13 protein-coding genes are annotated in these 13472 nt (G+C 76.2%); all 13 read left to right on the top strand.

Annotated features, from left to right (window positions below):
* The first annotated feature begins 17 nt into the window (after nt 1-17).
* The 13 genes from LV78_RS13905 to LV78_RS13845 all read left to right on the top strand — a co-directional run bounded on the left by LV78_RS13905 (nt 18) and on the right by LV78_RS13845 (nt 13355).
* Complete coding sequence (locus tag LV78_RS13905; RefSeq protein ID WP_253845680.1) at nt 18-803, top strand: SDR family oxidoreductase; 786 nt, start codon at nt 18-20, stop codon at nt 801-803.
* A 28-nt stretch (nt 804-831) separates the two neighbouring features.
* Entirely contained in the window at nt 832-1857 is a 1026-nt protein-coding gene (locus LV78_RS13900) for a VOC family protein (RefSeq protein WP_253845679.1), read from the top strand.
* A 40-nt stretch (nt 1858-1897) separates the two neighbouring features.
* On the top strand, nt 1898-2905 hold the full coding sequence (locus tag LV78_RS13895) for a ketoacyl-ACP synthase III family protein (RefSeq protein ID WP_253845678.1): 1008 nt from the start codon (nt 1898-1900) through the stop codon (nt 2903-2905).
* A gap of 75 nt (nt 2906-2980) precedes the next feature.
* Nucleotides 2981-4594: an FAD-binding oxidoreductase gene (locus LV78_RS13890; RefSeq protein WP_253845677.1), complete on the top strand. Its 1614-nt coding sequence runs from the start codon at nt 2981-2983 to the stop codon at nt 4592-4594.
* Nucleotides 4595-4701: 107 nt separating this feature from the next.
* A complete protein-coding gene (locus LV78_RS13885; RefSeq protein WP_253845676.1) occupies nt 4702-5337 on the top strand; it encodes a hypothetical protein in 636 nt (211 codons plus the stop codon).
* Nucleotides 5324-7012, top strand: coding sequence for a GH3 auxin-responsive promoter family protein (locus tag LV78_RS13880; RefSeq protein WP_253845675.1), 1689 nt, complete (start codon nt 5324-5326; stop codon nt 7010-7012). The genes LV78_RS13885 and LV78_RS13880 overlap by 14 nt, the downstream gene beginning before the upstream one ends.
* 1 nt (nt 7013) lies before the next feature.
* A complete protein-coding gene (locus tag LV78_RS13875; protein ID WP_253845674.1) occupies nt 7014-7883 on the top strand; it encodes a class I SAM-dependent methyltransferase in 870 nt (289 codons plus the stop codon).
* Between the two features lie 4 nt (nt 7884-7887).
* The gene (locus LV78_RS13870; protein WP_253845673.1) at nt 7888-9324 is read left to right on the top strand and encodes an FAD-dependent monooxygenase family protein; all 1437 of its coding nucleotides are present in this window, start codon (nt 7888-7890) and stop codon (nt 9322-9324) included.
* Entirely contained in the window at nt 9296-10471 is a 1176-nt protein-coding gene (locus LV78_RS13865) for a hypothetical protein (protein ID WP_253845672.1), read from the top strand. The genes LV78_RS13870 and LV78_RS13865 overlap by 29 nt, the downstream gene beginning before the upstream one ends.
* Nucleotides 10468-11184: a DUF6182 family protein gene (locus tag LV78_RS13860; RefSeq protein WP_253845671.1), complete on the top strand. Its 717-nt coding sequence runs from the start codon at nt 10468-10470 to the stop codon at nt 11182-11184. Before LV78_RS13865 ends, LV78_RS13860 begins: the two co-directional genes overlap by 4 nt.
* Complete coding sequence (locus tag LV78_RS13855; protein WP_253845670.1) at nt 11177-11782, top strand: LysR substrate-binding domain-containing protein; 606 nt, start codon at nt 11177-11179, stop codon at nt 11780-11782. The genes LV78_RS13860 and LV78_RS13855 overlap by 8 nt, the downstream gene beginning before the upstream one ends.
* Complete coding sequence (locus LV78_RS13850) at nt 11779-12519, top strand: alpha/beta fold hydrolase (RefSeq protein ID WP_253845669.1); 741 nt, start codon at nt 11779-11781, stop codon at nt 12517-12519. The genes LV78_RS13855 and LV78_RS13850 overlap by 4 nt, the downstream gene beginning before the upstream one ends.
* Nucleotides 12516-13355 (top strand): class I SAM-dependent methyltransferase, encoded by an 840-nt coding sequence (locus LV78_RS13845; RefSeq protein WP_253845668.1) that lies wholly within the window; start codon nt 12516-12518, stop codon nt 13353-13355. Before LV78_RS13850 ends, LV78_RS13845 begins: the two co-directional genes overlap by 4 nt.
* The last annotated feature ends 117 nt before the right edge of the window (nt 13356-13472 follow it).

Raw genomic sequence — 13472 nt, 5'->3', positions numbered from 1 at the left:
ACCAGGAGGCAACGCGGATGTCCGCACCCATCGCCGCGGTCACCGGCGCCAGCTCCGGCATCGGCGCCGAGATCGCCACCGCCCTCGCCGCGACCGGCCACGACGTGCTGCTCGGCTACGGGACCAACGCCGAGGCCGCGAAGGAGCACGCCGGGCGCATCGCCGCCGAACACGGCGTGCGCACCGAGACCGTCGCGCTCGACCTCGCCTCGCCCGCCTCGGCCGCGCAGGCCCTCGCGCGGGCCGTCGAGGCGTTCGGCGGCCTCGACGTCCTCGTCAACAACGCGGGCGTCAACCGCCGGGCCGACGCCGTCGACGAGACCGACCAGGACTGGGAGCGGGTCCTCACCATCAACCTCAGCAGCCCGTTCGCCCTCTCCCGCACCGCCGCGAACCTCATGCTCTCCCAGGGCAGGGGAGGGCGGATCGTCAACATCACCAGCTGCCACGAGCACTACCCCATCGGCGGCGGCGGGGCCTACTGCGCCAGCAAGGCCGGGCTCGGCGCGCTCACCAAGGTCATGGCGCTGGAGCTGGCCCCGCACGGCATCACCGTCAACGCCGTCGCGCCCGGCGAGACCGCGACCCCCATGAACGGCGTCCCCCTCGGCGTGGACGCCGCCGGGATCGCCCGGCCCGCCATCCCGGTCGGCCGCCCCGCCCGCACCAGCGAAATCGCCGCGCTCGTCGCGCACCTGGCCTCGCCCGAGGCCGCCTACACCACCGGCAGCTCCGTCGTCGTCGACGGCGGGCTCGGCCTGACCGCCGCGGTCGCCAACGCCGCCCGCGCGGGCACCGTCTGACCGCCCACCCGATCCAGGAGGAGAAGCGATGACGCAGGCACCGGCCCCAGCGGCCACCGGGCAGTCCCGCGTGCCCACCATCCGCAACGTCGACCACCTCGCCTACACCGTGCCCGACCTCGGCGAGGCCGTGGACTTCTTCGTCGACATTCTGGGAGCCGAGGTGCTCTACCACCTCGGCCCCGTGCAGGAGCCCGACAGCGACTGGATGACCGTCCAGCTCGACGTGCACCCCCGCGCCAGCACCAGGATCTGCCTGCTGCGCCTGGGCCCGGTGACGAACCTGGAGCTGTTCCAGTACACCGCGCCCGGCCAGCGCCTCGACCGCCCGGCCGACGGCGACGTCGGTGGCCACGACCTCGTGCTCGACGTCGCCGACCTCGACGCCGCACGCGCCGCGCTGGGCGCGTTCGAGCCCACCGGGCCGGTCGGCGGCGAGGGAGAGCTGCGGGACGTGCGCTCCTTCACCGTGCGCACCCCCTGGGGCATGACCGTCGTGCTGCGGCAGGTGCCCGAGCGCCTGCCGTTCGAGTCCGACGGCGCCCCCGGCCTCTTCCGCCCCGCTCCCGATGGCGCGGGGAGCCCCGGCCGCGTCCCCGGCCTGCTCGGCGTCAGCCAGGTCGGCTACACCGTCGCCGACCTCGACGGCTCGGTGGACTTCTTCACCGACGTCATCGGCGGCGCGGTGCTGCACCGCACCGGGCGGTCCGCGCTGCTGCGGCTGGGCCCGGTGACGAACCTGGAGCTGCGCGCGGCCACCACCGGCCGCACCGACCGCCCCCGCAACAGCGACGTCGGCGGCCACCACCTCGCCTTCCACACCGACGACCCCGAGGAGGCCGCCGCGTACCTGCGCACCGTGCCAGGCGTGCGCGTGCTCGGCGAGGTGCAGCTCATCGACGACGGCGGACCCATCCACGGCGACCGCTGGGTCTACTTCACCGCCCCCGACGGCTTCCAGCTGGAAGTGCTCAACATGCCGCCGGGGATGCCCTACGAGCTGGGCACCGAAGCCCGCCGCTACGGGCCCGCGCCCGAGTGGCGCGTCGGCTGACACCCGCACCGACCGCACCCGCACCGAGGAGGGCGAAACCGTGAACTGGCAAGGCGTCTACGTGTCCTCGGCGGCTGTCGAGCTGCCCCGGCTCGTCCCGGTGACCGAGGCCGTCGCCGACGGCAGCTACCCCGAGGAGGAGGCCGCCCGCACCGGGATGCGCTCGGTGTCGGTGAGCGAGCGCGCGGCGGCGCCCGAACTGGCCGTCGCCGCGGCGCGCGCCGCGCTCGCCGCGTCCCCGGTGGACCCCGCCTCGGTCGGCCTGCTCATCCACGCCGACTGCTACTTCCAGGGCGTGGAGTTCTGGAACACCGCCGCGTTCGTGCAGCACCACGCGCTCGGGCACGGCGACGCCACGGCGTTCGAGCTGCGCCAGATGTCCAACGGCGGCATGTGCGCGCTGGAGGTCGCCGCCGGCCTGCTCACCGCCCGACCCGACCTGGGCGCGGCGCTGGTCACCACCGGAGACCGGTTCGGCGACCGGGGCTTCGACCGCTGGCGCACCGACAAGGGGCTCGTGTTCGCCGACGGCGGCACCGCCGTGGTGCTCACCCGCGAACCGGGACCGCTGCGCCTGGTCGCCACGGCCTCGCACGCCGCCCCCGAGCTGGAGGGCCTGCACCGGGGGGCCGGGTTCCCCGCAGGCTTCGAGCAGGCCAGGACCGTGGACCTGCTCGCCCGCAAGGAGAGCTTCCTGACCACCACGACCGTCGGCGAGGTCACCGCCCGCAACGAGGCGGGGATGATGACCGCCGTCAAGCGCTGCCTGTCCGACGCGGACGCCGACGTGGACGCGATGGCGCTGGTCGCCGTGCCGTTCTTCGGCGCGGGCCTGGTCGCCCGCCAGTGCCTGGAACCGCTCGGCGTCGACGCGGACCGCACGCTCGCCGACTGGGGCCTGACCACCGGCCACCTCGGCTCGGGCGACCAGGCCGCCGCGCTGGCCAAGGTGCTCGCCGACGACCTGCTGCGCCCCGGCGAGCGGGTGCTGCTGGTCGGCGTGGGCGCCGGGTTCACCTGGACCTGCGCCGTGCTGGAGAGATGCTGACGACCGTCGCGAGTGGACGGTCGTGCCGCGCCCGCCGCCGGGCGCGGTCCACCGAGGAAACACCGAGGTCCCCACATGTCCCACCCGTCCCGCAGATCCTTCCTGGGCGGATCCGCCGCCGCAGGGGCCACCGCACTGCTCACCCGCGCGGGCGCGCCTGCGCAGGCGCAACCCTCCTCCGCTCCGATCTCGGTCCTGGCCGAGGACCCCCGCTACCCGGACCTGGTGCGCGGCGCGAACCTGCGCTGGGTCGGCAGCCCCGACCGCGTGCACCTGGCGGACAGCGCCGACTCGGTGGTGGCCGCGCTGCGCTCCGCGGTCCGCGCGGGCGAGCGCGTCGCCGTCCGCAGCGGCGGCCACTGCTACGAGGGCTTCGTCACCGACCCGGCCGTGCGCACCGTCATCGACCTGTCCGGCCTGTCCGTCGTCACCTACGACCGCGACCACCGCGCGTTCTCCATCGCCCCCGGCGCCACCCTGGGCGACGTCTACCGGACCCTGTTCAAGAAGTGGGGCGTCACCGTCCCCGGCGGCTCCTGCCCCTCCGTGGGCGCGGGCGGCCACATCGCGGGCGGCGGCTACGGCGCCCTGGCCAGGAAGCACGGCCTGGTCGTCGACCACCTGCACGGCGTGGAGGTGGTGGTGGTCGACCGGGACCGGCGCGTCCGCAAGGTGGTGGCCACCAGGGACGCGGGGGACCCCAACCGCGAGCTGTGGTGGGCGCACACCGGCGGCGGCGGGGGCAACTTCGGCATCGTCACCCGCTACCTCATGCGCACCCCCGGCGTCTCCTCCGACAACCCCTCCGACCTGCTGCCCAAGCCGCCGTCGCGGCTCCTCGTCGCCAACGTCACCTGGCCGTGGGCCGACTTCACCCCCGAGACCTTCGCCCGCCTGGTGCGCAACTACTGCTCCTGGCACGAGCGCAACTCCGCCCCGGACTCGCCGTGCACCGGGCTGTTCAGCCAGCTCAAGCTGTTCCACCGCAGCGCGGGCACCAACCTGCTCGTCGCCCAGGTCGACGCCGACGACCCCCGCGCGCACGACCTGCTCGCCGCGTTCCTCGCCGAGATCAACGAGGGCGTGGGCACGGTCCCCGGCGGGCCCGCCATGAAGGTCAACGAGCGGCGGGAGCTGCCCTGGCTGCACGCGGTGTGCACCTGGCCGGGCTTCGCCGGGCTGGACGCCACCCAGCGGTTCAAGGACAAGTCGGCCTACCTCAGGCGCGGTTTCAGCGACGTGCAGATCGCCGCGCTGCACCGCCGCCTGGTCGACCCCGACTTCGGCAACCCCGCCTCGCTGCTGCTCATGGCGGGCTACGGAGGCCAGGTCAACACCGTCGCGCCGTCGGCGACCGCCGTGCCGCAGCGCGACTCGATCCTCAAGCTCCAGTACCTGTCCTTCTGGCACGACGAGGCCGACGACCCGGCGAACCTGGACTGGGTCCGGTCGCTCTACCGGGAGGTGCACGCCGACACCGGAGGCGTGCCCGCGCCCGACGGCGCCATCACCGACGGCTGCTTCGTCAACTACGCCGACGCCGACCTGGGCGACCCCGCGCTCAACACCTCCGGCGTGCCCTGGCACCGGTTGTACTACAAGGACAACTACCCCAGGCTCCAGCGGGCGAAGGCCGCCTGGGACCCGCTGGGCGTGTTCCGGCACGCGCAGTCCGTCGAGCTGCCCTGACCGGCCGCGCCCCCGCGTCACCCCCAGCGCGGGGGCGCGGCCACCCACCCGCACCACCGCAGAGTCGCCCGTGCGCGGCGCACCGACCGACGACCCGAGGGACACCCATGCCCGAACCCGGTTTTCTCGTGCTGCTCGGCCCCGACTACGCGGGCAAGTCCACGCTGCTGCGCGCGCTGGCCGCGCGCCACCCCGACTGGAGGCTGCTGTCGGTCGACGACGAGTTCCTCGCCCCCGAGCACCGCGTCGTGACCAGCCTCAAGGCCCAGCTGGCCACCGAGGTCCTGCCCGCGCTCGGCAAGCACCACTCGCCCGACTTCGCCGCAGCCCTGCTCCAGACCGCCGTGGTCCACCTGCGCGACCAGCTCCTGCACGGCGACCCGCACCGGCCGGTGCTGATCGACTCGTACTACTACAAGATCCTCGCCAAGTGCCGCCTCGTCGGCGCGCGGACCGAACCGCTCTTCCAGTGGTGGCGCGGCTTCCCACAACCCCGCCGGGTGCTGTTCCTCGACGTCGACCCGGCCACCGCCTGGGCCCGCAGCGGCGACGGGGCGCTGGCCAACGGCCTGGAGTTCCACGGGGACCACGTCGACCGCGACGCGTTCACCGGCTTCCAGACCGACCTGCGCGCCGAACTGCTGCGCGAGACGGCCCACCTGCCCGTCGACCTGCTGCCCCGCGCGGACGTCGACGCCACCGCCGACCTCGTCGAGGAGGCGGTCGCCCGTGAGCTCGCCTGAACCCGGCTGGAGCGCCGAGCACGTCCGGGGCCACCGCGAGCGCGCGTTCACCGAGCGCGAGCACCTGCGCAAGGCGCTGCGCGACACCCCCGGCAGCCAGCGCGCCGTCCTCGCGGACCTGCTGGAGTTCAACGCGGGCACCGAGTTCGGCCGCGCGCACGGCCTCGCCGGGGTGCGCGGCGCCGACGACTACCGCCGCGCGGTCCCGATCCACGGCTACGCGGACCTGGAACCCTGGATCGAGCGGATGGCGGCGGGCGAGCGCGGCCTGCTCACCTCGGACGACCCCGTCGTCTACTTCACCAGCAGCGGCAGCACCGGCGAGCACAAGAAGGTCCCCGTCACCCGCCGCTTCATGCGCACCAGCTTCTTCCCGTTCTTCTACGCCGCGTGGGCGCCGATGGTCGAGCACCACCCCGACTTCACCGCCGACCGGGACGCGGTGCTCAACCTCAAGCACGACCCGCTGCCCGTGCCGCGCGCCACCGCCGACGGCAAACCCCACCTGGGCGCCAGCCAGGTCGACTTCGGCGCGGCGTTCGGCGAACCGCTCAGCGCCGAGCCCGGCAGCGCCGCCACCTGGGCGGCGCTGCCCGTCCCGGTGGCCGCCGACGACCACCTGGAGAAGGCGTACCTGCGGCTGCGCCTGGCCGTCGAGGCCGACGTCCGCGGCGTCATCGGCATCAACCCGGCGGTGGTGGCCGCGCTCCCGCACCAGCTGCGCACCTGGTGGGAGCGCCTGGTCCGGGACGTCCGGGACGGCACCGCGCTCGGCCACCGGGTCCGAGAGCCCAACCCCGAGCGGGCCGCGCGGCTGGAGGCGCTGGCCTCGGCCTTCGGACAGGTGCGCCCCGCCCACGTCTGGCCCCGCGTCAGGCAGATCTTCTGCTGGACCGGGGGCGTCGCCGCGCTCTACCTGCCCAGGCTCCGCGAGGAGTACGGCATCGGCGTCGAACTGCTGCCCGCCCCGGTCGCGGCCTCCGAGGGGCCCACCGCGGTCACCCTCGACCGGCACCCCGCCGCGGGCGACCTCGCGGTCACCTCCTCGTTCTACGAGTTCGTCCCCGCCGACACCCCGATCACCCCGGACGCCGCCACCCTCCTGCCGCACGAGCTGGAGGCGGGCCACGAGTACCAGGTCGTCTACAGCCACGTCGGCGGCTTCTACCGCTACGCGGGCGGCGACGTGGTGCGCGTGGTCGACACCGAGGACGGCAGCCCGCGCGTGGCCTACGCGGGCCGCGCGGGCGTCAGCGACGCGGCCGGGGAGCGGCTGCGCGAGTCGCACGTCGTGCGCGCGCTGGCCCGCGCCACGGCGGAGACCGGCCTGGAGGTGCGCAACGCCTCCTGCCGCCACTCGCCCACCGCCGACGGCGTGCCCGGCTACGAGTTCGCGCTCGCCCCCACCACCCCGTGGACCACGGACGAGACCGAGCGGCTGCGCCTGCGGCTTGACGCGGCGCTCGCCGCCGAGTCCCCCGGTTACCGGGGAGCGCGCGCCCGCCGCGCGCTCGCCCCCGCCCGACTGGCCGCCGTGGACGGCGCCGCGTTCTGGCGCGACTGGCACGAGCGCGTCGCCGAGGGCACCAGACCCGCGCAGGTCAAGGACAAGCTGTTCCGCCAGGACGAGAGGTCGTGGCGCCGCCTGGTCGGCGCCCCGCGAGACGAGGAGTGAGATGACCGCAGACACCGAGGACCTGCTGGACTCCGTGGAGCGAACCGCGCTGCTGACCGCCGCGCTGCGCGCCGCCGAGACCCGCCGCCCGGACCGCCTCTACGCCGACCCGCACGCCGAGGCGTTCGCGGGCGAGGTCGGCCCCCGGCTGCTCGCCGAGATCCACGCGGCCACCTTCCCCCCGGACCGCCCCAGGACGCTGCCCAGCACCCCCGACTACAACGCCATCCGCACCCGCTTCTTCGACGACTTCCTCACCGACGCGGCGGCCCGGCCGGGGATGGGGCAGATCGTCATGGCCCCGGCGGGCATGGACTCGCGGCCCTTCCGCCTCGCCTGGCCATCGGGCGTGCGGGTCTTCGAGGTCGACCGCCCCGCCGTCCTCGCCCTCAAGGAGGTCGTGCTCGCCGACGCCGAGCCCGCCACCGAGCGCGTCCCCGTCGCGCTCGACCTGCGCGACGACGACTGGGAGAGCGTGCTCACCGCTGCGGGCTACCGCCCAGACCAGCCGTCCACCTGGCTCGTCGAGGGCCTGCTCTACTACGTTCCCGAGGCCGACGCGCGCCGCGTGCTGCGGCGGATCGCCGCCATCACCGCGCCGGGCAGCCTCATCGCCGCCGACATCGTCAACCGCGCGGCGCTGACCCTGCCGGACACCAAAGGCCTGCTCGACGTGTTCGCCGGGTGGGGCTGCCCCTGGCTGTTCGGCTCCGACGAGCCGGAGGAGCTGTTCGCGGAGCACGGCTTCACCGCGCAGGCCCTCCAGCCCGGCGACCCCGGCGCCGACTACGGCCGCTGGCCGGACGAGGTGCCGCCCCGCGCGGTGCGGGACGTGCGCCGGGTGTTCCTCGTGCGCGGCGAGCGGAGGTAGCGCGGTGGCGCACGTGGTGGTGGCGGGCGGCGGTCCCGCCGGGCTCGCCACCGCACTGGCCCTCGCGGGCGGCGGGCACCGGGTGACCGTCCTGGAGCGCGGTTCGCCGCCCCCGCCCGGCCCGGCCGCGCAGGCGGGCGCGCGCTGGGAGCGGCCGACCGCGCCGCAGACCGGGCACTCGCACACCGTGACCTCGCTGGGCGTGCGGGTGCTCGCCCGGCGCGCGCCCGAGGTGCTCGCCGCGCTCGTGCGGGCGGGCGCGACCGTGCTCGACCTCACCGGCGCGGCGCCCGGCGGCGCGCAGGCCCCGCCGGACCCCGGCGACGCCGACCTGCGCGCGCTGGCGTGCAGGCGCGCCACCTTCGACGTCGTGCTGCACCGGCACGTCTCGGCCCTGCCCGGCGTCGAGGTCCGCCACGGCGAGCGCGTCCTGGGCCTGCTCACCTCGCCCTCGGGCGACCGGGTCGCCGGCGTGCGCGCCGACACCGGCGACCTGCCCGCCGACCTCGTCGTCGACGCCACCGGCAAGCGGGCGCTGGGCAGGCGCTGGCTCGCCGCGCTCGGCGTCGAACCCGCCGCCGACCTGGTCGCCCCGTCCTCGGTCAGCGCCTACGCCCGCTTCTACCGCGCGCACGGCGGCCCCGGCCCGCTCAACCGGGGCAACGCCGCGGGCGTCCTCGGCGACCACTGCGCGTGCGTGCTGCACCCCGGCGACAACGGCACGTTCTCCATCGCCTTCGGCGTGCTGCCCGGCGACGACGGGCTGCGCGGCCTGCGCGACCCCGGCGCGTTCGACGCGGCCGCCCGCGCCGTCCCGTGGGTCGGGCGGTGGCTGGAGCTCGGGGCCACCCCGATCACCCCGGTCCGGGTCATCACCTGCCCCTCGAACTCGGTGCGCGCCACCGCGCTGGCGCCGCCGCTGGCAGGCCTGCTGCCCGTCGGCGACTCCGCCTGCGTCACCGACCCGCTGTTCGGCCGGGGCCTGTCGCTGCTGCTGGCGCACGCCTTCCGGCTCGCCGACCTCGTGGCCGCCCACCCCGACCTCGGCCGGGGCCTCTCCGGGGCCGCCGCCACCTCGGCGGCGGAGCTGCTCCTGCCCTGGTACCGGCAGGCCGAGCAGGAGGGACGGGACCGCGCCACCCGCTGGCGCGCCGCAGCCGAGGGCGTCCCACCGACGGGCGCGGTCACCACGCCGCTGCGCGCCGCAGGCGCCGTGGCGGGCCGCGACCGGTCGCTGTGGCGCGGCGTGACCCGCGTGCTGATGGGCCTGGACACCCCGGACGAGGTGTTCGGCGACGCCGGGTTCGCCGCGCGCGTGCGCCAGGAACTGGCGGCGGCCCCGCCCGCACCCACGCCCGGCATTCCCAGCCGGGCGGAGCTGATGGCAGCGACCGGACCGGAGGTGAGCGAGAGTGCCCACGCTGGAAGCAGTCCACGCTGAACGGCGGACAGCGGAGGTGGTGGACCCCGACGCGCGCCGCGTCCTGGTCGCCCCGGTCACCGTCACCCCGACCAAACCGCTGACCCCCAGCCACCTCAAGGGCCTGCTCTGGACCGACGTGCTGCACCGCGCCACCGCGCCGCTGGCGCGGGTGACCCACCGCAGCAGCCACAGCGCGTTCGACGCGTGCGAGCAGACCGTCGGCTTCTGGGCGCACCTGGACCGCGTGCTCGGCGACGTCGACTACTCGCGGATGTCCGAGGACGACATCGGCGGCCTCTACCGGGAGTTCCGCGCCGAGGACCGCCGCCCGACCGCCGCCGACTGCGCCCCCTACCTGGAGGCCATCGAGCAGCACGGCTGGGTCCACCCGGCCAGCGCCCGGCTGCTGAGGGTGTGGCGGGAGCAGTACCGCGCGCTGGGCCTGCACGACCCCGGCCTGACCGAGCACCAGCCGCCGGGCATGGGCCTCGAGGAGGCCATCGACCTGCTCGGCGGCCTTGACCTGTGCCTTGACCTGCGCCGCGACGGAGGCCCGGTCTACCTCGACGCCACCCGCCACGGCGTCCCGCTGCGCGTGGTCGTCGGCGCCGACGGCAGGCCCAACTACCTGGCCTGCGCCCTGCGCGACCTGCTGCCACTGGCCCGCGAGCACGACGAGGTCGTCCTGCTCCACGACCGCGAGCTGGAACCGGACTACCTGCTGCTGCAACGGGTCCTGTCCCGGCTCGGCGTCCTGGTGCACCGCGTCCCGCTGGGCCGGGTGCCCATCGACGGCCGCATCGCCTCGGCGCGGCACGGTGGCTGGCGCGGTCTCGGCGCGGCCGACCTGCTGGCCGGTCTCGGCGACCGCTTCAGCCCCGCCGAGCTGCGCCTGGGCCTGCGGCTGTACTTCATCGCCCTGCTCGGCCCCGGCGCCCACGACTCGTTCCGGCACGACCTGCTCGACCGCGCCCTCGGCAAGGCGCGCAGGCTGCTGGACTCCGCCGCCGACACCGGGCGCGAGGAGGCGCTGGCCGTGCTCGCCGCCCACCGGGGGAGGGACGGCGCCCACGCGCACGTCGACCCGTACCGGCTCACCAGCGGCCTGCTCGCCCGTCGCCGGGGAGCACCCCCGCGCGCCCTGCTGGAGGAGGTGTACGGGTGAGCCTCACCCAGGAACTGCTGCACGACCACCTGGCCCACCGGATCACCCGCGCCCGGCCCGACCTGGCCCGCGCCCACGACCTGTCCACACCGGACGGTCTGCTCGCCGTGCAGGCCCTCGCCTCGGACGACGACGGCGTGGCCGTGATCGCCGTCCTGCGCCGCTTCGACCTAGCGGCCTGGGTGAGGGGCACGGTGGCCCTCGCCTCGGGGCTGGACGCCGAGAGCGCCTCGGCGTGGCGCGGTGCGTTCACCCGCACCCTGTTCCTGGCGGGCAACCCGGCCAACCTGGGGGACCGGTTCGCCTTCGCCCGCACCGACCCGGCGGGCTCGGCCGCGTGGACCGCCCCCGCGCCCGCCACTGCCCACACCCCGCTGCGCAGGCTCCTGCGCGCCTTCGCGGGCACCCGCGAGCTGGCGGGCGCGGCGGACGTGCCCGTGCCGCTGCCCGGCCCGCCCACCGGCAGGCGCGTGCTCTGCCTGGTCCGCTCCGGGCTCGCCCTGGAGCGCGGCCTGGTGCACCTGGGCCACCTGCTGGCGGAGGCCGTCCTGGACGGCCTGCTGCGACCGGGTGACCTGCTCGTCGTGCGCGGCGTGCCTCGACTGGTGGGCGCGCCGGGCCCCTTCGACGCGCTGCGCGTCGACAGCGACCCCGACTGCCCCGGACGGCTGCTCGCCGTCACGGGCCTGGTGGAGGAGGACGCCGGTGTCTGAGCTCCGGTTCGGCTACCACGGATCACGCGGCCTGCCCGAGGCGCTCATAGCCTCGGCCGGACTGGGGGAGGAGGTGGAACTGGTCGAGTACGACGTGCGCGACCCCTTCGCGCCGCTGCGCTCGGGACGGGTGGACGTGATGGTCACCAAGGCGGCCCAGCGCGAGCCCGGCCTGGTCTACACCGGCCCGGTGGCGCTGGACCCCCGCGCGGTCGTCGTCGGCGCGGGGCACCGGCTCGCCGGGCGCGCCGAGGTGTCCGTGGAGGAGGTCGCCGACCACCCGTGCTTCGACCGACCGGGCGACATGCCCGAGGCCGCCTGGGACGAGATCGTCCCGCCGCGCACCCCCGGCGGGAAACCGCTGCGCAGGGCATTCCCGCTCACCACCGTGCCCGAGCTGATGCGGCTGGTCGCCTCCGGCGCGGCCGTGCACCTGACGGTGCTCTCCATCCGGGACGTCGCCCCGCCGGGGGTGCGCGTCGTGCCGGTGCCGGACCTGCCCCCGGTGACCGTGCAGCTGGCGCACCTGCCCGGCGCGCCCGACCGGGTGCTGGCGTTCGCGGCGGCCTGCGCGGGCGCCCTGGCGGTGACCCGGTGACCACCGCCCTCGTCCTGCTGCACGCCCTGGCCTCGGACCCCGGCATGTGGCGGTCCCACACCACCGGGCCCGCCCCGGTCCTCGTCCCCGACCTCTACCGGCTCGCGGACGGTCTCACCGGGCCCCCGTCGCTGGACGCGCTCGCCGACCGGCTGGCGGCCGAGCTGGACCGGGCGGGCGCGGACACCGCAGCGCTGGTGGGCTGCTCGCTGGGCGGCTACCTGGCGATGGCCTTCCTGCGCAGGCACCCCGACCGCGTCGCGGGCCTGCTGCTGATCAGCACCCGCGCCGACGCGGACGACCCGGAAGCGCGGGCCCGGCGGCTCGCGCTGGCCGACCGGATCACCGACCCGGCGCTGACCGGGGCGGTCGTCGACGCCACCGCGCCCCGGCTGCTCGGCGCCACCACCCGCGCCCGCAGGCCCGAGCTGCTGGCGGCGGTGACGCGCACGGCGCGCGCGATCGCGCCCGCCGACATCGCCTGGGTCCAGCGGGCGGTCGCCGCTCGCCCTGACTCCCACGCGGCGCTCGCCGCCTTCACCGGGCCCGTCGTCCTCCTCGCGGGCGAGGAGGACGAGCTGGTGGACCCGGCCGAGGCCCGACGCCTCGCCGCCGCGCTGCCGGGCGCCGCCCTGACCACCGTGCCCGGAGCGGGCCACCTGCTCCCCCTGGAAGCACCCGACGAGACCACCGCCGCCCTCGCGGCGCTGGTCCGAGAGCGAGCTGAGCGCCGATGAGCACCGGAACCGACGCGCGCTGGGGGTTCAGCGCCTCCACCGGGCTCGCCTTCACCCGCGCCGACATCGTCGACGCGCACTTCGAGGCGTGCCGCCCCACCTACCTGGAGCTGCTGCGCGCGGTCGGCCTGCGCCCCGGCTGGCGGGTGCTCGACGCGGGCTGCGGCACCGGCCGGTTCCTGCCCCACCTCGCGGAGCTGGTCGGCGTCCGGGGGTCGTTGGCCGCGGTCGACCTCACCCCGGAGAACGCCGGGCTCGCCGCCGCCGTCGCGGCCGACCTGCCCCTGCCGGTGGAGGTGCGCCAGGGCGACCTGCTCGACCTGCCCCACCCGGACGACTCGTTCGACGCGGCGTGGTGCGCGAACACCGCGCAGTACCTGGACGACGCCGCGCTGACGGGTGCGCTGGCCGAGCTGCGGCGCGTCGTGCGCCCCGGCGGCCTGGTCGCGGTCAAGGAGCTGGACGGAACGACCGTCACCGCCCGACCGGGCCCGCAGTTCCTGTTCAGCGACCTCTTCCGGGCGGCGGCGCCCACCTCTCCCTACGCCCGCAACCTCCTGCGCAGCCGCGACCTGTACCGGCACCTGGCCGCGGCCGGTCTCGTCGACGTCCGCCAGCGCACCCTGCTGTCCGAGCACCACGCGCCCCTCAGCCCGGTGGAGCGCGCCTTCTACGGGCAGGCGTGCGCGCGGCTCGCGGCGCAGGCGGCGGAGCTGGGGCTGGACGTCGAGGAGTGGGCGGGGTACTCGGCCGGGGCGGAGGCGGGCAACCCGCTGGACGCGCCCGACGCCTACATCTGCGAGGGGAACGTGCTGGCTGTGGGGGTGGTGCCCTGAGGCCGCTCGCGGCGCGGACGGCGCGGAGGCGGTGTTGTGCCCGCGCCGTCCTCCCGTTAGCGTCGAGGTGTTCGCGCCACCCCGGTGCGCGGACGTGACCGGGCCCGAGGCCCGGCG

Origin of the sequence: Actinosynnema pretiosum (assembly GCF_024171695.1) — a bacterium.
GTDB lineage: Bacteria > Actinomycetota > Actinomycetes > Mycobacteriales > Pseudonocardiaceae > Actinosynnema > Actinosynnema pretiosum.
This window is presented reverse-complemented; position numbering and strand designations above follow the sequence as displayed.